General features: G+C 40.6%; 17 protein-coding genes. 12 read left to right on the top strand and 5 right to left on the bottom strand.

Translation table 11 applies throughout. From position 1 onward, the window contains the following. Positions 1–117: 117 nt before the first annotated feature. The 6 genes from BMZ22_RS11750 (at position 118) to pssE (ending at position 5,929) form a co-directional block, all read left to right on the top strand. Positions 118–870: a prolipoprotein diacylglyceryl transferase gene (locus BMZ22_RS11750; protein WP_090085772.1), complete on the top strand. Its 753-nt coding sequence runs from the start codon at positions 118–120 to the stop codon at positions 868–870. Between the two features lie 283 nt (positions 871–1,153). Next, entirely contained in the window at positions 1,154–2,467 is a 1,314-nt protein-coding gene (locus tag BMZ22_RS11755) for a UDP-glucose dehydrogenase family protein (protein WP_090085774.1), read from the top strand. Between the two features lie 125 nt (positions 2,468–2,592). Then, positions 2,593–3,879 (top strand): O-antigen ligase family protein, encoded by a 1,287-nt coding sequence (locus BMZ22_RS11760; protein WP_218144053.1) that lies wholly within the window; start codon positions 2,593–2,595, stop codon positions 3,877–3,879. A 13-nt stretch (positions 3,880–3,892) separates the two neighbouring features. Further along, entirely contained in the window at positions 3,893–4,969 is a 1,077-nt protein-coding gene (locus BMZ22_RS11765) for a glycosyltransferase (RefSeq protein ID WP_090085779.1), read from the top strand. Between the two features lie 13 nt (positions 4,970–4,982). Beyond that, positions 4,983–5,453 (top strand): PssD/Cps14F family polysaccharide biosynthesis glycosyltransferase, encoded by a 471-nt coding sequence (gene pssD, locus BMZ22_RS11770; protein ID WP_245745376.1) that lies wholly within the window; start codon positions 4,983–4,985, stop codon positions 5,451–5,453. Beyond that, positions 5,450–5,929, top strand: coding sequence for a PssE/Cps14G family polysaccharide biosynthesis glycosyltransferase (gene pssE / locus BMZ22_RS11775; protein ID WP_090085783.1), 480 nt, complete (start codon positions 5,450–5,452; stop codon positions 5,927–5,929). The genes pssD and pssE overlap by 4 nt, the downstream gene beginning before the upstream one ends. Here pssE and BMZ22_RS11780 read toward each other — a convergent pair. Together BMZ22_RS11780 and tagD (BMZ22_RS11785) are read right to left on the bottom strand one after the other, a co-directional pair. After that, entirely contained in the window at positions 5,913–7,091 is a 1,179-nt protein-coding gene (locus tag BMZ22_RS11780) for a CDP-glycerol glycerophosphotransferase family protein (protein WP_143069980.1), read from the bottom strand. The genes pssE and BMZ22_RS11780 overlap by 17 nt on opposite strands. After that, positions 7,084–7,482: a glycerol-3-phosphate cytidylyltransferase gene (gene tagD, locus BMZ22_RS11785; protein ID WP_090085785.1), complete on the bottom strand. Its 399-nt coding sequence runs from the start codon at positions 7,480–7,482 to the stop codon at positions 7,084–7,086. Before tagD (BMZ22_RS11785) ends, BMZ22_RS11780 begins: the two co-directional genes overlap by 8 nt. Before the next feature lie 423 nt (positions 7,483–7,905). Here tagD (BMZ22_RS11785) and BMZ22_RS11790 point away from each other — a divergent pair, with 423 nt between their 5' ends. Then, on the top strand, positions 7,906–10,302 hold the full coding sequence (locus tag BMZ22_RS11790) for a CDP-glycerol glycerophosphotransferase family protein (protein ID WP_090085787.1): 2,397 nt from the start codon (positions 7,906–7,908) through the stop codon (positions 10,300–10,302). A gap of 41 nt (positions 10,303–10,343) precedes the next feature. On the opposite strand, the gene BMZ22_RS11795 is transcribed toward BMZ22_RS11790, so the two are convergent. The 3 genes from BMZ22_RS11795 to BMZ22_RS11805 form a co-directional block, all read right to left on the bottom strand. Next, positions 10,344–11,531, bottom strand: coding sequence for a CDP-glycerol glycerophosphotransferase family protein (locus BMZ22_RS11795; protein ID WP_143069981.1), 1,188 nt, complete (start codon positions 11,529–11,531; stop codon positions 10,344–10,346). Then, entirely contained in the window at positions 11,524–11,925 is a 402-nt protein-coding gene (gene tagD / locus BMZ22_RS11800; RefSeq protein ID WP_090085789.1) for a glycerol-3-phosphate cytidylyltransferase, read from the bottom strand. The genes BMZ22_RS11795 and tagD (BMZ22_RS11800) overlap by 8 nt, the downstream gene beginning before the upstream one ends. A 357-nt stretch (positions 11,926–12,282) precedes the next feature. After that, entirely contained in the window at positions 12,283–13,854 is a 1,572-nt protein-coding gene (locus BMZ22_RS11805) for a glycosyltransferase (protein WP_090085792.1), read from the bottom strand. A 171-nt stretch (positions 13,855–14,025) separates the two neighbouring features. Between BMZ22_RS11805 and BMZ22_RS11810 the strand changes: the two genes are divergently transcribed. From BMZ22_RS11810 to BMZ22_RS11830, 5 genes are all read left to right on the top strand, one after another. Further along, positions 14,026–16,143: a CDP-glycerol glycerophosphotransferase family protein gene (locus BMZ22_RS11810; protein ID WP_090085794.1), complete on the top strand. Its 2,118-nt coding sequence runs from the start codon at positions 14,026–14,028 to the stop codon at positions 16,141–16,143. Positions 16,144–16,247: 104 nt separating this feature from the next. Next, entirely contained in the window at positions 16,248–17,069 is an 822-nt protein-coding gene (locus BMZ22_RS11815; RefSeq protein WP_090085796.1) for an ABC transporter permease, read from the top strand. Positions 17,070–17,084: 15 nt separating this feature from the next. After that, positions 17,085–18,386: a teichoic acids export ABC transporter ATP-binding subunit TagH gene (gene tagH, locus BMZ22_RS17445; protein ID WP_090085942.1), complete on the top strand. Its 1,302-nt coding sequence runs from the start codon at positions 17,085–17,087 to the stop codon at positions 18,384–18,386. A 73-nt stretch (positions 18,387–18,459) separates the two neighbouring features. Next, a complete protein-coding gene (locus tag BMZ22_RS11825; protein ID WP_245745378.1) occupies positions 18,460–19,785 on the top strand; it encodes an outer membrane protein assembly factor BamB family protein in 1,326 nt (441 codons plus the stop codon). A gap of 307 nt (positions 19,786–20,092) precedes the next feature. Then, on the top strand, positions 20,093–21,073 hold the full coding sequence (locus BMZ22_RS11830; protein ID WP_090085802.1) for a hypothetical protein: 981 nt from the start codon (positions 20,093–20,095) through the stop codon (positions 21,071–21,073). The last annotated feature ends 5 nt before the right edge of the window (positions 21,074–21,078 follow it).

Here is a 21,078-nt window from a genome sequence, read left to right on the forward strand (position 1 = left end):
AATAAATATAACATAAAACGAACGTAATTTTATGGCATTCCAACAAAATTCCCTTGCATTTTACATTTTATGAAAAATTATATATGATGAAGACAATCTTGTATTCGGAGGTGTCATATGGGCGGGCCAACTATAAGGAAAATCATAATAGTAGGCAATATTTTTGGTATCATAGCCATTATATTAATTATTTCATTACATAAATCAAGCCCGGCTGTGGTGAGCGAAGCGCCGGGGGAAGCAGAAGTAACTAGCGTTGAGACAGAAACAGCACGCCTCCAGCCTGTCATCAATGCCGAGCGCAATCATAAAGAATACATATTGCCATTTGAAAAAGAAGCAGAAGCAACAACAGTAGAAAATGAGGAAGAAAATCGAGAAGACGAAGCAGCGGAAAATCATCGAGCAAATACACTGAGCGATGAAGAAAAGGCCCCTCAATCAGAAAGCAGTGCCGATTATGAAACTGAAGCCAATTCTGTAAATTCCTCTGCGGACTATTCAAACGGAAGTTCTTCATCCAGTACATCGCATAGCCAAGCTGATAGGACTGCCAGTTCGTCATCATCGGATAACACGCGAACGGACAATGACGAAACAAATAAATCAACAACGGATCCGGCAAAATCAACCGATAAATCTGCGGAAGACAACGAACCAAACGATTCAGAGGAGGAGCAATCGTCATCCGGGAAAGATAACAACACACCGGAAGATCCAAAAGACAATGCTCAACCTCCTGAAGATCCAAAAGGCGAGGATAGCGAAACTAACGGTGAAGATGGGGCGAATTCAGGCAAACCAGCAGATGAGAAAACATCCAGCAAACGTTCAGATGATAAAGCTGCAAATCCAGATTCAGCCTCATGATGACTTTGCATTAAGCGAATGCCCCCTTGCTCATCCCGTCCAATAAGAAGCCTATTCTATAAAACTGTGTAAGCCAACGTCTTAAGTCGGCTGCTGCACAGTTTTATTTTTTGTGATAAGCGGGTGATACCAGAGCAGCACCGCGTCTCTTTTCGTTCCGCAGGTCTTCATCTACCCCTTACATTTTATAAATACACGAAAACTAAAGGCTATTACTAAATCAACCTCCCGCATCATAAACATTAACGAGAGTAAAACAATTTTTTGTTAGGTGGGGTGAAATGTGAATATAGCAGTGATCGGCACCGGCTATGTCGGGCTGGTAACAGGTTTGTGTTTAGCACAGGTGGGCCATTATGTCACGTGCATTGATATTGATACTAATAAAATTGACCAGCTGCAAAAAGGGCACTCTCCTATTTATGAAGAAGGTTTGGATAAGCTGCTAAGGGAAAATCGGCAACAAAAACGAATCGAATTTACAACAGATTATGACATGGGTCTGGCTGATAAACAGATGATACTTCTGGCTGTCGGCACGCCTCAGAAAAACGACGGCTCAGCTGATTTAGGTGCTCTTTTTTCAGCATGCAGAGCAATTGCAGAACATTTATCCACAGATGTAATTGTTGTGACGAAGAGTACAGTGCCAATTGGAACAAATGAGCGTATCCAGGACTATATTAAACAACATGCTGTAAATAATAATGCTGTGAGTGTTGTTTCTGTTCCTGAATTTTTGCGGCAGGGGTCAGCTGTTCAAGACACGTTTCATGGTGACCGTATTGTAATCGGAGGTGAAAATACCGAGGCGGTGGAAACAGTTGCGGAAGTCTACCAGCCATTTAATATCCCTATCATTAAAACTGATTTGCGCAGTGCCGAAATGATAAAGTACGCGTCAAATGCTTTTTTGGCAGCAAAAATCAGTTTCATTAATGAAGTTGCCAATCTTTGTGAGCGTGCGGGCGCCAATATTGATGATGTGTCACGAGGAGTTGGCATGGATAAACGGATTGGCAATCATTTTTTAAAAGCGGGCACGGGATATGGCGGATCATGTTTCCCTAAGGACCTGAGCGCCATCATTGCATATGGGCGAAAAGTGGAACAGCCACTGTCGATTCTGGAGTGTGTGCAGCGTGTCAATGAAAAACAAATGGACATATTAGCTGGAAAAGTAAGTAAAAGGTTTCGAGGACTTAAGGGAATAACAATTGCTGTATTGGGTCTGTCATTTAAACCGAACACGGATGACATGCGCAATGCTCCCTCCATTCCGTTAATACAAAAACTTATTGAGAATGGCGCAAACATAAACGCGTTTGATCCCGCTGCAACAGAAACGGCCAAAACGCTATTGTCTGATAAGGTTTTCTATTACGAAACGATCGATGGGGCATTAAAAGGCGCTGATTGTTCGATTATTATAACTGATTGGAAGGAAATAATAGATTATCCAATTAAATTATTTAAAAAGCATTTGGCTCGGCCGATTATTTTTGACGGCCGCAACTGCTTTTCCTTAAAAATAATGAAAGAAAATGGAATGGAATACTACTCAATTGGCCGTCCGGCAATATTTCCGATCAGCTAGAGGTGCCTTTCACAAGGCATCTTTTTTCTTGTTTTATTTTTCCTGGTAATGTCAAATACTAGGAAAAAGATGAAAAATGGGAAAGGGGCGGCTTCATGGCCTTGAGTCAAACAAATCGTATGTTTATGAATTACGTGGAAAAAGCCTTTATTTTTTTTATTCTCGCGCAGCCGGCTCTGGATATACTGGCTTACGTGAATGTCCCGGTTTCGACGATTTTACGGGGATTGGCAATCGGCGTGGCTGCTGGCTATTTATTGTGTTTGCCTGATGGAAAATGGAAGAAGTTATCGATCACCTACCTGATCGTACTTGGAGCCTTTATGATTTGCCATATCTTGAATAATCACATGGTTAAAGCGCCTTTCAGTATATCGATTGAACTGACGTATGTGTTAAAAACCGTTTATTTTATTGTCATGCTGATTGTTTATGTGTTTGTTATAAAGTCATTTTCAAAACAGAAAAATTGGCAAAAAGTGCTGCAGGTAATCGTTTTTATTAATTTGCTGGTTATATCGTTTGTGATGTTGGCAGCAAATATGACGAACAGCGGCCATCGAAGTTACGGTGCGCTTGCTAAAGAAGGCCATTCCGGCTGGTTTTTTTCCGCTAATGAGCTGAGTGTCATTTTGGGGATGGGATTCAGCATTATGCTATTGTACATACTTAAGGTTAAATCCACGCGATCTAAAATACTGTTATTGCCCGTTTCCATTCTCGTGATTTGGGCGATGCTGACTGTGGGCACGAAGGTGAGTTTTGGTTCAGTCATCATCGTTTTGGGAATAGCCCTGACATTTTACAGCATAAAAACAATTTATAATCTGAAAAATTGGCTCAATATCATTATTCTATTGGTATTACTGACAGCATCGCTGCTCATGACCCCGGCGACGCCAATTGGAAATAATCTTGGTTTGACATTCGGCACAAACGTTGTGAAACAAGAAACAGATGTCAGTCAAAGTGAAAAGGGAACAGCAAGGCGAAACATATTAAGCGGTCGAAGTGATTTTTTATATGACATGACCGCGCAATACAGTAAAGCTCCCCTTTCGCAAAAACTGCTTGGTATGGGCTTTGGCGGGAATTACACGATTCACCCGAAATTAATCGAGATGGACTTCCTGGATTGGTATTTTAATTTCGGTTTGATTGGTTTTGTTCTTTTGTTCTTACCATTGCTTTGCATCGGTTTTAGGATTTTGTCTTCGCTATTCAAATACCGTTTTAGCGACATAACCGCTCCTATAATATTCACAGGAGCGGCCGTTTGTTTAGGTATGGGCAGTGCCTTTGTCGCCGGACACGTTCTGTCATCACCTGCTGTAAGCATTTATTTGGCGGTTCTTATCGGTTATTTGCATACATTGGCCGGCCGAGAAGGTTCTTGGCAAAGTAACGTATAAAGGAGCGGGGAGGATGGAGAAGATATTAGTAATCAGTACGATGTATCCCAGCGATAAGCATCCCAGTTTTGGCATTTTTGTAAAAAACCAGGTTGAAGCTCTCCGCGAACGTGGATATTCAGTCGAAGTTGCAGCTGTCAAAAATCCGGGAGCAACGTTGCTTGCGCTGTTTTTGAAATACACTTTGTTGGTTGCGCAAGTCGTTTTCCTGTTGTTGCTAAAGGGCAAGAGCTATGACATTGTCCATGCCCATTATGTGTATCCAAGCGGAAAACTGGCACTCTTGTTCAAAAAAATGTTTCGCAGCCGTGTCATTATAACTGCTCATGGTGGTGATCTCGACAAGATGCCCGCTAAAGGAAATTTTTTTTTCAGACAGACCAAACAAGTTCTTTCAGGTGCTGATGCGATTATTGCTGTCGGTGAAAAACTTAAAGATGACATGATTAACCGATTTAATACAGATAAGACTAAAATCACGGTGCTAAATATGGGGGTTGATCGCGACGTTTTCAAGCCGGTCAACGATGCCAGAAAACGCATCGGTCTTAATCCTTCTGCCTTAGTTGTTTTGTATGCAGGAAACTTAATTCGGGCAAAAGGGATCGCTGAACTGATTAGCGCCTGTCATCATCTGAAAAAAAAGCATCCTGACCTGGAACTTCATTTGGTTGGTCCGGAAAAGGAACCGTCGTTTTCACAGCAAATTAAAACAGATATCTCTCAATCGGAATACATTCACTGCCATCCGCCTCAAAATCAGCAGACTTTGGCAGAATGGCTGTCTGCCGCCGACGTTTTTGTCCTTCCGTCGCATATGGAGGGGTTCGGACTGGTTGCATTGGAAGCGATGGCGTGCCATACACCTGTTGTTGGAAGTGACGTCGGTGGCTTAAGTTATTTGCTGCGAGACGGCGCCGGGGTGCTCGTCGAACCGGGGAGCATACAATCCCTGATGCAGGGAATTGAAAGCGTACTGACCAATCAAACGCTGCAGAACGAGCTGATCAGTAATGGCGAGCGAAAAGCTCAAAGCTACCATGAAGCGAAAATGGTTGGAGAGTTGATCGACCTATACCATCAGAAATAGGAGTGCTGAGATGATGCAGCAAAAAAAACTGCTTCTTATATCATCAGTCGGTGGGCATTTAGCTCAGCTATTGGAGCTGGAACCCTTGTTTAAACATTATCCATATCATATTGTTACCGAAAAATGTGCTGTCACATTGGATCTTAAAGAAAAACATCCTGTTTCCATGCTTGTTTACGGCGCTCGAAACTATTTGTTCCGCTACATATTTAAGTTTTCCTATAACATGATTAAAACGTTTTGTATTTTTGTACGGCTTCGACCCGATATTGTTATCACAACCGGCGCTCATACAGCAGTCCCGATGTGTTATATTGCGAAATTTTTCCGCAAAAAGATCATATTCATTGAAAGTTTCGCTAAAACGGACAGTCCGACGTTATCGGGCAGATTGGTTTATCCGATTGCAGATTTATTTATCGTGCAGTGGGAATCGATGAAACGCGTTTATCCAAATGCCATATACGGGGGGCCGATCTATTGATACTCGTTGTGTTAGGAACCCATGAACTGCCGTTTACCCGGTTATTGAATGAAGTTGAGCGTTTAAAGCAATCGAACATTATTACCGACGATGTTGTCGTGCAGCATGGGCATACACCTTACGAAAGCCAACATCTGATTCTCAAACAATTTGTCAGTTTTGACGAAATGGAGCTGTTGTATGAACAGGCACGGTTAATTATTACGCACGCCGGTACAGGGTCAATTATCAAAGGCCTGAAAAAAGAAAAATGCGTGATCGCCTGTCCCAGACGCGCCGAATACGGTGAACACAATGATGATCATCAGCTGCAGATTGCCTCAGCACTCAATAGACAGGGACACCTATTAAGCCTTGATGAAACGACCAGTCTTGAAACACTTCTCAGACAAGCTGATGCGTTTCAGCCGAGTCCGTTTCAATCCGGCCAGGGACAAATTCATCAATTAATCGAGAACTTTATCGATGAGGTGTAGATGTGTCGTTCGGATGGTATAACGTTTGGATTAGTTTTTCGCTTGAGCGTCCCGTTGAAGTGTAATTCCATTCATGATTAAAAGTCCCGATCTCTTCAATGTTAAAACGCCCCGCTTTCAACACGTCGATGAGTGATTCAGTGTCTTTCACCACAGGTCCGGGAACAAGTTCCTCATAATTGGTCCAAAAGCCTTTCGATTCACTGTATTCCTCCAAGTCATATGCGAAGAACACCATTGGTTTACAGCAAAGGGCAAACTCAAACGGCACCGATGAATAATCCGAAATTAAAATATCTGTCATGAAGAGCATGTGGTTAATGTTTTCCAAACCGGATATATCATAGACAAAATCGTGATAGGCATACGCCGTCTGCACACGCATTTTCGGGTGAAGACTTAAAAATAAAACATAATCACGGTGCAGTTCAGTATACATTTTAGCGATATCAAGCCTGAGATCTGAATCATCCAACGCGCCATCCCGGTATGTCGGGGCATAGAGTATTATCTTTCTGTGGCCTATACCAGGAAACTGCCCGGTCAACGCTGATTTTTTTCTGAACTGATCTTCTGTATCGAAAAAGAAATCCGTTCGTGGTACACCTGTCTTTAAAATGTGTTCCCCCGATAAACCGAAAGCTTCCTCAAAAATAGACGCCATTTTTTCAGAGCCCGTCACAACATAATCAAATCGGTTATAAACCTTTTTAAAGCGCCTTAACGCAAGTGGATGGCGATGCTTGATTGTTTTGTCTTTTAATCCGAACGTTTTAATGGCGCCTGCTGCATGCCATAATTGAATGCAAGACACGTTTGTCCTGAAATGAGTTACGGCAAGAAAGCCGTAATAATTGTCAACAAAGACATTTTTGCATGTGGCTAAATGGTAAATCGCGCGCAGCCAGTGCAACACGTGCGGGAATTTAAACCGAATGACACGGCGGCGCGGGCTGTCATCAAACGCCATGCAGCACTTGTGTGTTTTTAAAATAATCACGCGCTGATCCGTCATGTTTTCCAAAGCCCTCACGGTGTATAACACATTATGACCGAATGAAGCGACAAACGTTGTTTTATTCGTTTTAGGGAACCATTTAAAAAAAGCAAAGACCATTCGAAAGGCCAACAAATAAACAGCAATCACCATTTCTCTAATCATGGCTCGGCTTGTTCAAGTCCGTTTTAATTTTAGTTGTCGAAATTCCAATCGTTCGCGGCAAATAAATGACCTCACAATACGCTTTCAGATCATCAAACTTGCCTTCCCAGTCATCTCCCATAACGAGCACATCAATTTGATGCTTTTTAATGTCATCCTGTTTCTGTTCCCAAACATGTTCAGGGATGACTTCATCAACGTAACGGACCGCTTCAAGAATCGTTTTGCGCTGTTCAAACGAATAATATGCCTGCTTCCCTTTTAAGGCATTAAACGAATCCGACGAAATCGCAACGACTAAATAATCACCGAATGCTTTAGCACGCCGCAGTAAGTTAATATGCCCGGTATGAAGGATGTCGAACGTACCATATGTGATAACTTTTCGCACCTGTCTGACCTCCGAATCGAAAAAAGTTCGTATTAATTATAGTATGCATTGCTTGCGATAAGTTAATCGATTGAATTGTTGTTTTTAAAAATCCTTTGCAGCCGAAGCGAAATAAATCATGTCTCTTTTTCGCATAAATCTGTTATCTTCTCCGTATTCGATGTAAACTGCGAACCAGTGAAAATTCTTCAGTAAGTGCTATGCCACCGCTGCGGAAAGCGAATGCCTGGAACGGAAATCAACAAGCACTTTGTCGCATTTTATGGAAATTGCGAAGGTTAACAAATAAACTAGTTTACAAAAAGAGCCTAAATCATTAACAATATGTAAATATAACGATTTAAGCGTGACGATACAATACGCTATTTGATATAGTTAACTTAATTATAGTGGGAGGAACGTTGTAGAAGAGGAGGGCATTGCGTGGTTAATCCTGAAGCACCTGTCATACATGTTGTTCAATCTGTAGAAATGAGCAAAAATGGTTTATTAACCGTGCAGGGGACAATCAAATCAGATGAACTTATTGATAATACCATTCAATTAATGGTCAAAAAAAGAAAGTCCCATACCTATTTCTTGTTTCCGATAACATGGCTAAGTAAAGACTGTTGGGAGGCAACGATTAATTTCAATGATTTCGATTTTTCAAATGGTACATGGGATTATTACTTGCTCTATCAAAACGAACATAAATATCGATTAAAAATTGACGATAAATGTATTTTTGACTGGGATAGAAAAGCGTTATTTAATAGTGAGAATATGTCACATGAGCTCGTGTGCTACATAACGGAAAAAGATTCGCTTTCCTCAACCATTTATATGCCGATCATCGGTTTTAATCTCCTGAGAAGCAGTGTTAGTGCAGCCGAAACAATCCAATTAATTGGCAGGACTGCTGATAGTGATTTACTTGGTTCTGCGTCTGACACCAAACTCCTTATTCAGCAGCGAGGCGGTCATAAGACGTATGAAGCCCCATTGCAGCTTAACCCGGAAGACACCACTGTTTTGACTTTCAATTATCGTGACATCCTGCCGGAAAAGCTGGAACCGATGAGATGGGATATTTATTTAAAAGCTGAATTGTCCGGTACATATTACTTATTCCGTGTGCATTTGGAAAACGAGCCGAACCTGGAAAAACAAACATGTGTTGAATTATATGGAGATGAGGTCTATCAGACTTATCTTTATTCAACCATTAATGGAAATCTTTCGATAAACCTTGTGACATTAACGATGAAACGAAACGTCGTGTCGTATAGCATTGAGAATCACCACATTCATTTTAAAGGGTATGCATATTTTGATTTAATGACGTTTGACGATCCCAATAAATTGAAGCGGTATATAAAAGTCAAGAAGAGGCAAACAAATGAGGAGCTTTTGTTTCCGATTGACAATGAAATGCTTAACGAATTGGAGATTGAACCCGACTATCGATCTGCCGGGTTTGACGCAAGAATTCCTCTGAATCAAATATTTTCAATGCAGGAGAATCCAACAGGGATTTATGACTTTTCGATTTGTCTCATTTATCATAATCAAACATATGAACAAAGGCTCGTATGCAAAGAGTATGAATACATCGTAGATGAGCCGCTGGCGACAGATTCGCTCAAGCACCGCTTAAGTGGTATAAGAGCTTTTCTGCTTTTTACACCTGCAGGATATTTAAAACTGGAAACGTACACTTATTCCCTTGGCAAATTGAAGTATATGTCATACCGGAAAACACATCCCTTGAAGGACGCCAAAGATATATGGCTGATCGGCGAAAGACCTGATACAGCACAAGACACAGGTTATCATTTTTTTAAATACTGCCGGGAAAACCATCCTGAAATTAAAGCTTATTATGTAATAAGCGCTGACTCGCCGGACAAAAAAAACTTAAAGGGGCTTGGGAATGTTGTGACCTTTGGCTCATGGAAACATTTTAGGCTGGCAGCAGCAGCGGACATATTTATCGGCTCTCACGACCTGGAGTATATATTGCCTACAAAAGCAGTGGACTGGCCCAATTACCAAAAAAGTGAACGTGTGTTTCTGCAGCATGGCGTACTTGGAAGGAAGAAAGTTGACTATTACAAACACTATTACCGCTACCCGTTCTCGTTGTTTTGTGTCAGTTCAAAACCGGAATTTAATCTCGTTACGAAAAAAATGGGATACGAGACGAATGAAGTGACAATCACCGGACTATCACGCTTTGACCGGTTAATGGAACAGCGGAATGAACAAAGGTCGATTTTGTTGATTCCGACCTGGCGGGACTGGATTAAAGACGAGACATTTACTGACTCAGAATACTTCCAAAAATACAAAGCGCTTCTGCATGACAGCAGGCTCAATGGTTTATTGGAAAAACATCAAGTGAAACTGGACTTTTATGTTCATTACCGCATGCAGCCATATATCCGTTATTTTGAGGATACGCCTTCGGATTATATTAATATTATCAAATTTGGTGAAGAGGATGTTCAGGACCTTTTAATCAGAAGTAAACTGCTGATAACGGATTATTCTTCGGTGTCGTTTGATTTTAATTACATGGCAAAACCTGTTCTCTTTTATCATTTTGATTTTAGCCGGTTTTTTAAGCACGGTTTGCTGCGGCCTGCCGATAAGACCTTCCTGGGGGAAATATGTACTGATAAAAAAACGCTGGTTGATTCAATTGAACAAGCCATTGAAAACGGGTTTAATGAGAGCGAGGCACTCAAACGGAAGAAAAGATCAATTTTTAAACATATTGATAATAAGAATAATGAACGTATCTTGACGTCGATCAGGAACAACGGAAAATACTAAAACATATGAAAAAAGCTGGCCCGGGCGTTTACACGTCCGGGTCAGCTGTTAACAAACTCTTTGTTAAATTCTGTTTGTTCGTCTTCGGTATAAATCGCTTTGATTAATCGCTCGCTTGATTTTCCTTGTGAATATTTATTCCATTCATGCGCAAATCTGCGAACGCGACTCATATCAAATGATTCGGTTTCAATGATAGAGACCAGATCTCGGGTGGTTTCAGCAACGGGACCGGGAACAAGGTCTTCATAACTGGTCCAAAACCCTTTATCCATCGTATATCGGTCCAGGTCATAAGCGAAGAAAACCATTGGTTTATTCAATAAAGCGAATTCAAAAGGGATCGATGAGTAATCGGTTATTAACAAATCCGTGACAGTTAATAAATGATTTAAATAAGGATAGCTAGAAACATTAATAACAAAACCAGGATACTTATTCTGAAAATCGGCATTCACAGCGGGATGAAGCCGCAGGAATAGGACATATTTATCTTTCAATTTCTGATACATTTTATCCATTTCCAATGCCAGGTCAGCTGAATTCAGTTGATTATCACGATAGGTTGGCGCGTACAATATGACTTTCTTCTCGTTAATCACCGGATAGTTCTCTGCCAGTGTTTGTTCAGCTTTTTTTCTGGCTGTTTCATCAAAGAAAAAGTCCGTTCGGGGAACGCCCGTTCGCAGCATCCTGTCCTCGGGCAAATTAAAACTGTCACGAAAGATAGATGCCATCTGGTCCGAACCGACCACAACATGATCAAACTGCTGATATACCTCGTTAAACCGCTCGTGTGCCCGTTTGGAGCGCCCGACGATTGCAGGATCTTTTGAGCCAAACTGTTTAATTGCTCCTGCAGCATGCCACAACTGGATGCATGCGACATTCGATTTGAACGGAGCTGCTGCCAGAAAGCCAAAGTAATTGTCTATAAAAACTTTTTCGCTGGTTGCCAAATGATAGACTGAACGTATCCAATCAGTAAGACTGCTAGTTTCAAAGTTTAATGTTAAATGTTCAGAACCAAAGTCGGTTTTGCATTGGGAGGTTTTAAGAATAACAACCTGATCGTTTGTCTGTTTTTCGAGCTCGTGTACAGTGTACAAAATATTTTCCCCAAATGAAGCAACAAATGTTGTTTTCTTCTTTTGGGGAAATTGTTTAAAGATGATAAAGATCGCACGAAAAACAGAAAGATACAGTGTAATGACCAGTTCTCTAACCATTATTCGCCTTGCCGTTCAGATCTTCTTTAATTTGAGTGGTTGAAATGCCTACTGTACGCGGCAAATAAACGACTTCACAATAGTCTTTAAGGAAGTCAAATTTGCCTTTCCAGTCATCTCCCATCACAAATACATCGACCTCATGCTTTTCAACGTCTTGAACTTTTTGTTCCCAGTTATGCTCCGGAATCACTTCGTCCACATATTGAATGGCTTCCAGAATTGCTTTTCGCTGTTCAAAAGAATAATAGGCTTCTTTATGTTTAATCGCGTTGAATTCGTCAGATGAAATTGCTACGATCAGATAATCACCATACTCTTTGGCGCGTCGCAAAATATTGATATGCCCGACATGGAGCAAATCGAATGTTCCATACGTGATAACTTTTTTCATTTTTTATTAAACCTCCATTGAATGGATATTGTATTTCTGCAGATGTTTTTTGTGTCAGCTTTACATTCAATTCACAAAATCCTTCATACACTATCTTTTATTATACTATGTATCTCGTATAATATAAACAAGAATTTAATGTAAAAATAGCACAAATACAGAAAGTTCGTCCTGGTATGCCATATTTCGTCACAACCTGGACAAAAGGGATAAGTGAAAACTTGAACCAGCGGGTGTATAAGTGCGTGATCGATATATATTGGCACAGTCCAGGAGCTCGGTGATACACCGTCAAGGTCTCACCTGCTCCTTTTACCCCGTTGGTTTTGCAGTGCCAGGCCGGATTAGCAGCCGGGGTTATTTTCCGAACTTACTTTTCAGTGCTGCATCCACGGTAGCCATCCATTTTTCTTTATAGACCGTTTTGTTAAAGTGCTTGTCGATATAGCGACGGGCATTTTCGCCCATTTTGATTGTTTCTTCAGGGTTTTCAAACATGTATATCATTCTGTCAGCCAATGCTTCAATATCTGCATGATCCAGAATAAAGCCGTTGTCATTATTAACAATCATGTCGCTCGGGCCGTATTTGATTTTGTAGCTGATGACCGGTGTCTTGTGATACATGCTTTCCAGCACAGATAGGGCGAACCCTTCTTTTTTCGAAGTCATTAACGAGAACAAACCTCTTTGATAAATCTTGTCAGGGTCATGTGTGTAACCTTTTAAAATGACATTGTGACTCAGCCCTGATTTGTTAATTAAGTGCTGCAATTTCTTTTCTTCTTCACCTGTCCCCCAAATTTCCAGTTTTGCGTCGGGCATTTTTTCAACCACCGTTTTAAAAGCTTTAATGGAATGGTCAATTCGCTTTAGCGAAGACAATCTGCTTATGATGACAGCCAATTTTTTGTCTTTTTCATCCCGGGAGAAAAAGGATTTAATCTTATCCATCTTCGTGCCCGGGGAGGCGTGATAGTGTGGGATAACGTTTATATTGCCGGTGTCACCAAACCGATCAATAACGTCTCTTTTCTGTTCTTCAGTCAAAAATACAGCTGAATCAAACTTTTCAATATTGTTAAGTCCTGGGGCCACCTTATCGGATATAGGTGCATCCTCTGTGAATGGTACTTCCAGGTGACTGCTGTGCATTCGCCAAATTTTGGCCGCTTTTGGGTGGTTCAGTTGGAGCAAAACTTCATCAGTGCTTCTGGTATCAGATATGACAACCGATTTATTGCCGCCCAGGCGTTCAATCGTATGATGGAGCCAATCGACTTTGTGTGAGATATCGTCGTTAACATATGCTGCCTTAACGGATGAATCTTTATCGAATAAAAAAAGCCGCTGAACGGTGTTCTTTGCCGGATGATTCCATTGTGACAAGTAGGCATGGCCGTTCAAATCATAATAAACAATCTGGCGAGCGTTATTGGTCGCGAAATCCATGTAGGCCGTCTTTTTCATATTTCCCCATAGATCAAACGTTTCGCGTTTGATGCGGTAACGGTTTTCATTGTAATAATCAATGAAATTTAATACGTTGTTTTTATTCAGAGCTATATACTTGTAGTATTGACCATTCTTATGCACTCTGTACGCATTCCTGTCAGAACGCTTCTCCAGCGTATAGCCTTCTGAAAGTTCTGTCAGTGAAGCTTTCTTTGGCGGTCGTCTGGCAATCAGAGGTTTGTCGTACCCTTCAAGTTCTTCATACATATTCGGAATTACAACATTTTTATGAACTTTGCCCATATCGTATAGTTTCTTACGGATTTTCGGGTAATTTGCATTGAAGTTAAATGTCAGCATATAGGTTTTGTAGCCCATTTCAGCAAAAAAAGACGCCTGCTTCAATGAAGCTCGTGTCAGACCGCCACGGTCAAGATTGATTGAGTTAATCAGGAAAAAAATTGTTGGTTTCATGGCTGCTCCTCACTTTTTAATTGTGTTTAACGACTGATATAAATTTAAGTGTGCAATTAGTATATACCAAATATCTTTAAAGAGTATATTAATTTCCAGTTTGAAAATCAAACGACACAGATATATAATATTGACTACAACTGTTATTGAGGAAAGGTGTATTTTCTTAACATGTCTACACGAAGCCATAACAAAGCTGAGCATATTCAACTGTCAGACCGTACATATGAAATAACGCTTCCTTTAAAAGCATCTGCTTTAGATGATTATGACGATTATTATTTTACTTTGGAAGAACGTGACACAGATCAAACGCTACATATAGATTATTCAATAAACGAAAAAGTTGACGATTATAGTGTTATTCGATTGCTTGTACCCTTTTCAGATCATGAACAAACATTCATGCGTCATGATATTTGGGACCTGTATCTTAACCGCCGGAAAGGCAACGATGTTGAGCGAAGTCGCATTAAAGCCGATCGTGATGACTACCGATTTCTTACGATTCTGTTTCCTGAAGAAGAGAAAATGTTTTACCCCTATACGACTGATAAAGGAAAGTTATCATTCCGGTTAAATCACTATTTTTTATATGCCAAAATTGAGAAGCTCACATTGAAAGAAACGCAGCTGCACATCAGCGGCTTATTTAACTTTCCACCGCTTTATAAAACGACTGATTATACAGTTGATCAGTTGAAGATGATTGTGACAGTCGGTGAGTCGGCTGAAGAGGTGGAGATACCTGTTGAACGTGTGCCACGGAAGGACATAGCGGATAACTATGACGGAAATGATGAAATGCTACGGACCGGGTTTAACGGAACGTTTGATTTTTCTCGTTTTTTAGAAGAAAGTGAACAGTTGTTTTTCAAATTCTATTTGGAAATGCACTATACGACAACTGATGGAACAACGGGTATACGCAGAAGTCCCAGGCTTCGCGTCCGTAAAGAACCTCAGCATTATATTAAAAAGGTTATGCCTGGAAGAAATGTTAAAAGAAAAGTTTTAATCAAACCGACAAAGACCTCTCACTATTTGTCATTTAAACTATCTGATTATAATTTTAAAAATGAAGTGATCGGAAATTTAAAATCAGCCTGGGTGAAAGTCCGCAGAGGTGAAAAACTAAAATATTTATATAAAGTTGCATTTAAAATTCTTGGTCAGTTGCCGGTGCGGAAGAAAACAATTATGTTTGAAAGCTTTCTTGGCAAGCAATACAGTGACAGTCCAAGGGCTATTTACGAGTATATGAAGACGCATCATCCGGACTTTGACATGTACTGGAGTGCCGATCGACGGCATCTTGCGTATTTTGAGAATAAAAATGTCCCGTATATCAGAAGGTTTTCAATTAGATGGCTGCTTAAAATGTCACGCGCTGAGTATTGGGTGTCCAACAGTCGTTTGCCGTTATGGATCCCAAAACCGGGGCATACGACCTATTTGCAAACGTGGCACGGCACCCCATTGAAAAGACTGGCAGCTGATATGGATGAAGTTCACATGCCGGGGACAAATACAGAGAAGTATAAGCGGAATTTTTTACAGGCGTCCAGTAAATGGGATTACTTGGTTTCGCCAAACGCATATTCCACGGAAATATTTCGCAGAGCATTTCAATTTGATAAAAAAATGGTCGAATCGGGCTATCCGCGAAATGATTTTTTAATCAATTCAAACAATGAAGAAACGATAAGGCAGATTAAACAGAAGATTGGCCTTCCGGAACACAAAAAAGTGATGTTATATGCACCGACATGGCGTGATAACCAATTCTACAGCCGCGGCAAGTACAAATTCAATCTGGAAATGGATTTAGACCAAATGCGTGCAGGGCTCGGCGAGGATTATATCCTGCTCTTGAGGCTGCATTACCTGGTAGCTGAAAACCTTGATTTAACAGGCTACGACGATTTCGTTTATGATGTGTCGGCTCATGAAGATATCCGGGAACTTTATTTAATATCTGATATGTTGATAACCGACTATTCCTCTGTCTTTTTTGATTACGCAAACTTAAAGCGGCCGATGCTGTTCTATGTGTATGATATCGATGATTATCGGGATAATTTGCGCGGTTTTTATTTTGACTTTGAAAATAAAGCGCCAGGCCCATTGGTCAAAACCACCGAAGCTCTGTTGAACGAAATTAAAGCAATTGACCGGGAAGGGTATGAACCCTATGGCACGACTGAAGCATTTTACCAGAAGTTCTGTTATCTCGAAGACGGCAATGCAAGCCGCCGGGTGGCAGAAGAAGTCTTTATCGGGAATTAAGCTTATACCAGTCAGGTATAGGCTTTATTTTTGGACATTGTCATTTGACAATGAACCTTGTATAATTTAATGGCGCTAAACATCTGATGTGAAAGGGTAAAACGATGAAATCAGCTATCACGGTTATAAAAGAACAGATCCATTATTTTTATTTAGTCAGAAGACTATCTTTATTTGAGCTGAAAAGCCAAAACAACAACAATTATCTGGGGATGCTGTGGGAACTTATCAGCCCTGCGATTCAGGTAACAATCTACTGGTTTGTTTTCAGCACGCTAAGGTCACGCGAACCGGTTGAAGTCGGCGGGGAGACTGTGCCATTTTTTCCTTGGCTGATTGCAGCATTCTTCCTTTGGATATTCTTCTATCAGTCAACAATTCAAGGTTCAAAATCGATTTATTCAAGACTGCGAATGTTATCGAAAATGAACTTTCCAATAAGTGTTATCCCAAACTATGTGATTTTTTCAAGGTTTTACGTTCACTTAGTGCTTCTCGGTATTACAATTGTAATTTTTCAATTGGTCGGCTACCATGCGAGTATTTACTATTTGCAGCTGATTTATTTTATATTTGCGGCGTTTTGCCTGTTTTTTGCGGTATCACTCATCACGTCGACTTTGTCAACGATGATCCGGGATGTTCACATGTTTTTGACGTCAACACTCAGAATGATGCTATATTTATCCGGAGTGCTTTGGCCGCTGACGTTGCTCAGTGATTTTGAAACATTGATGAATCTGATGCAATTAAACCCGATATATTACTTGTTGCAAGGATACAGGCATGCCTTGTTCAGCGTTGATTGGTATTTCATAACGCACTGGGAGTATACACTTTTCTTCTGGGGCGTTGTCACGGTTTTATTCCTGATAGGTGCAAAGATTCATATCAAATTCAGACGGCACTTTATTGATTATTTATAAAGGCATGTGATGGGAATGCAAAATGCAATTGAAATGAAAAATATAACGAAAAAATATAAATTATACCACGGCATGAGAGAGAGAATACTGGACCTTGTCACGCCGAAAAACTATGGTGATGATTTTTATGCACTGAACGGAGTTGATTTTAAGGCTGAAAAAGGGGATGTCATCGGCTTTATCGGCATTAATGGTTCCGGTAAATCGACGCTGTCGAATATTATTGCAGGGATTGTGCCGGAAACGTCAGGGGATATGGCAGTTAACGGCCAAACGTCCCTTATTGCTGTGGCATCCGGCTTAAAAAATGATTTAACAGGCCGAGACAATATTGAACTGAAATGTCTGATGCTGGGGTTTAACAGGGACGAGATTAAGAAGCTTGAACCGGATATCATCGAATTCGCTGAGTTGGAAAGTTTTATTGACCAGCCGGTTAAATCATATTCCAGCGGGATGAAATCAAGACTCGGTTTTGCTATCTCCGTTAACATCGATCCGGAAATCCTGGTAATTGATGAAGCATTATCAGTCGGAGATAAAGCCTTTGCTGAAAAAAGCTTCAACAAAATGAACGAATTCAAGGAACGCGGAAAAACAATCATTTTTGTGAGCCACTCAACCGCTCAAATGAAACAGTTCTGTCATAAAATCCTCTGGCTCGAGTATGGAAAGGTCAAAGACTTTGGGGAAACAGGGGAGATTATCCCAAAATATGAACAGTTTTTAACCATATGGAAGAAGATGTCAAAAAAAGAACGGGGATTGTATAAAGATAAAGTGCTGGCAGGCGAACCTACAGATGAACTCCTTGGCCATTATGTTGAAGAACAAGGTAATAATGAATCCAGCTATACAGAGAGTCCCACAAGCCTTTTATGCCATTTTAAGGGCGCCAAATCATATGTTTACAGTGATCCTGTCCAGCACACGTTCGAATCTGAGACAGATGAGTATAAAAACAGTGTTTATTACGTAAAAAAGCAGCTGTTCTATAACGATGAATTGTATTATTTGTTAAGCAATGAGCCCAGTGCCCAGCAGGGGGTGATTGGCTGGGTCAAAGCAACTGATGTTGCCGTTCGCAACCATGTCGTGATTGATCATGACTCGAAGGAATTTGTATTAAAAGGAACAGGGAAAGCCTTCGAGCGCCCATGGGGTGGCAAGAAAAACCTGGTTTTTGCTGATTTGGCAACCTTTGAAAATGCTCCTTTCAAGGTGAATAAAACAGAAAAAGTCGGGGGGAATATATGGTACCATGGTTTCCTGAATGGGGCATACGTGTGGATCCATCAGAACCATTTACAGGACTGATTGATGGAAGAAATGTGAGAGGGTTGTGCAGATGACTAAAAAATGCTCTTCAATATTATTAGCAATGCTTATAGTGAGCCTCTTTACAAGACCTGTTATCCACGCTGCAGATGACTTTGGTCCTGAAGAATGGCATCAATACCGGATGAATAGTGACAAGAATGCTGTGTTCGATAATGGACGACCTCCGCTTGAAAACCAGACTTATCAAACAGCTGATCAAATTAGAGCGACACCGGTAATCGCGGGAAATAAATTGTTCGTTGGCAACCATAATACAGGCGACCTGTTTGCTTTTAACGTGCTGACCGGTGAAAAGTTATGGCAAAATCAAGCGCCGAACTGGATTCATTCCGAAATGATTTACAATGACGGGCAAGTATATGTTGGTTTTGGAAATCGTTTTTTTCAAGGTAATGGCATTCGGGGGACAGGAGAAAACGGTGTCATAGCACTCGATGCCGAAACAGGAGAAAAGCTGTGGACTTTTACCACTGAGGGAGAAGTTATGCCAACTCCGGCGTATTATGAGGATGCTTTATATATTGCAACCGGGGACAAACATCTTTATAAGCTTGACCCTGAAACAGGCGAATTACTGCATAAAGCTGAAATTGGATCAACCGTCAGCATGTCCTCCCCCAACATAACAGATGAAACACTTTATATGGGTGGAAGCGGACCTCTGCCATATACATTTTATGCTTATGACGTGAAAAAAGATGTATTTAAATGGCAGATGGAATTTCCTGATGTGTTTGCAGGTCTGGATGATGTTCCGCCGGCAGTTGCCAATAACACAGTCGTGACAACAGCAGTGACGGGAGACATTGACAGTCCGGAGCACTGGCTTTATGCGCTAAATGCTGAAACCGGTGAGATACTTTGGGAAGAAAGCCTGGGGACCGGTGCATTTGTCAGAAATAACAAATCGGGCGCACCAATCATTTATGACGATAAGGTCTTGGTCGGCAGTCCAATAACACAAACATTTTATGCTTATGATTTGGAATCAGGTGAAAAGCTTTGGGAATTTGAAAATGAAGTGATTAAAGCCCCGCCAGCAGCCCAGGATGGCATTGTATATTTCTCAAACAAAGAAGGAATGGTGTATGCACTTGATACTGAAACCGGTGAAGTTATCGGGAAGAAAGAACTGAATGGTATACTGGCGCCCTCAGGACCGGTTATTATAAACGATACACTTTTTATAGGGAGTCAGGATTCTAATGTGTACGCTGTTCCATTGACTGACTTTACCAAAGATGAATCGGCACAGAAAACGAATATTGCTTCAGAAAACGATGAGCAAGCCAATACCATGCTGTACATTGCCGGGGGCATTGCAATCATTCTGCTGGTGGTCTTCATTATTTATCTGCGAAAGCGTGTAAGTTGATAAAATAAGTGAACATTTGTTTAAAAGGAGAAGAGTAAATAGTATAATGGGACTAGTCGCCAGCATAGGAGGTTGGGACATAACTAAAAGAGCTTTGGAAAGACGAACGAAGTGACGTATATTTTTTGAGCACTAATTAATTCGCACTTATTGGCAGTTCTTTTAGTGATTACTTTTTTGTTCCAACTCTTAAAGCCATTCATATTGAAAGCGGTTAACCGGAGCCTGATAGGTGAGATTCGGCAATCGGCTTCAGCAGTCCATAAGATAGCGTTAATTTTAATTACATAAACGAGGGTGACAAGTTGTGAAAAAGACGATTTATTTGCACATAGGCTACCATAAAACAGCAACTACATTTTTGCAATGGAGTATCTTTCCGAAGCTGAAAAAAGTAAAACTTATTCGAAAGACCCATGCAAAGGATTTATTGAATGAAGTACGGTTGCGTAAATTAGATGAGGACGACGTTCTAAGAATCCGAAACGCGTTTGACAAGAAAGGCTCTGACAAAAAACCGACGTTAATTTCCTATGAGGGTTGGAGCGGGAGCCCGTTCTCCCAGAAAAAATCAAAGAGCGCTTACAGTATTTTGCAAGATTTGAGACGAATTTTCCCGGAGGAACACTATGATGTTCACCTGATTATCGGTATCCGGAAGCAGGTGGACCTGATGACATCCTTGTATATTGAGTTCCTTCACCAAGGGGGAAATAAGACCGAAGCAGACTACATCGACGAACTTGAACGCAATAATAAATTTACCAACTACTTGTACAATGATTACCTGGATGCTGTAGAGAAACTGTTTGGCAAAAACTATTTTATCTTCATTTATGAGAATTTTAAAAAAGGAAAAGATAACTATCTATTGGAGCTATTAAACTATCTCGGGGTTAAAAAAGTTCCTGAATACAGCAATCAGCAAGTAAATCGCAGTTATGGCGTTTTTCAGGCGAAAATGGCAAGAAAACTGAACACATTATTCAAGACCCAGAAGAACCCTGATGGAAAGATACCTGAAATAAAAATCAAACTAAAACGAAATTATAGTAAAAAAATGGCTGAAAAACTGTTGGACAAAAAGAAAAAAACGATCACGCTGTCTCCGCGGACATTGCTGCAAAACAAGTTAAGTTTCAAATTGCACTACAAACGATATCATATGTCAGAAAACCTGCAGAAAAAAATCAACCGTTACTTTAATGAAGATAATGAGAAACTTGCGCAGCGGGAAGGGATAAACCTGCCAAGTTACTATTATGAAGATAAGAGGGAAACAAATTGATGTGA

The organism is Lentibacillus persicus, assembly GCF_900112705.1.
GTDB lineage: Bacteria > Bacillota > Bacilli > Bacillales > Amphibacillaceae > Lentibacillus > Lentibacillus persicus.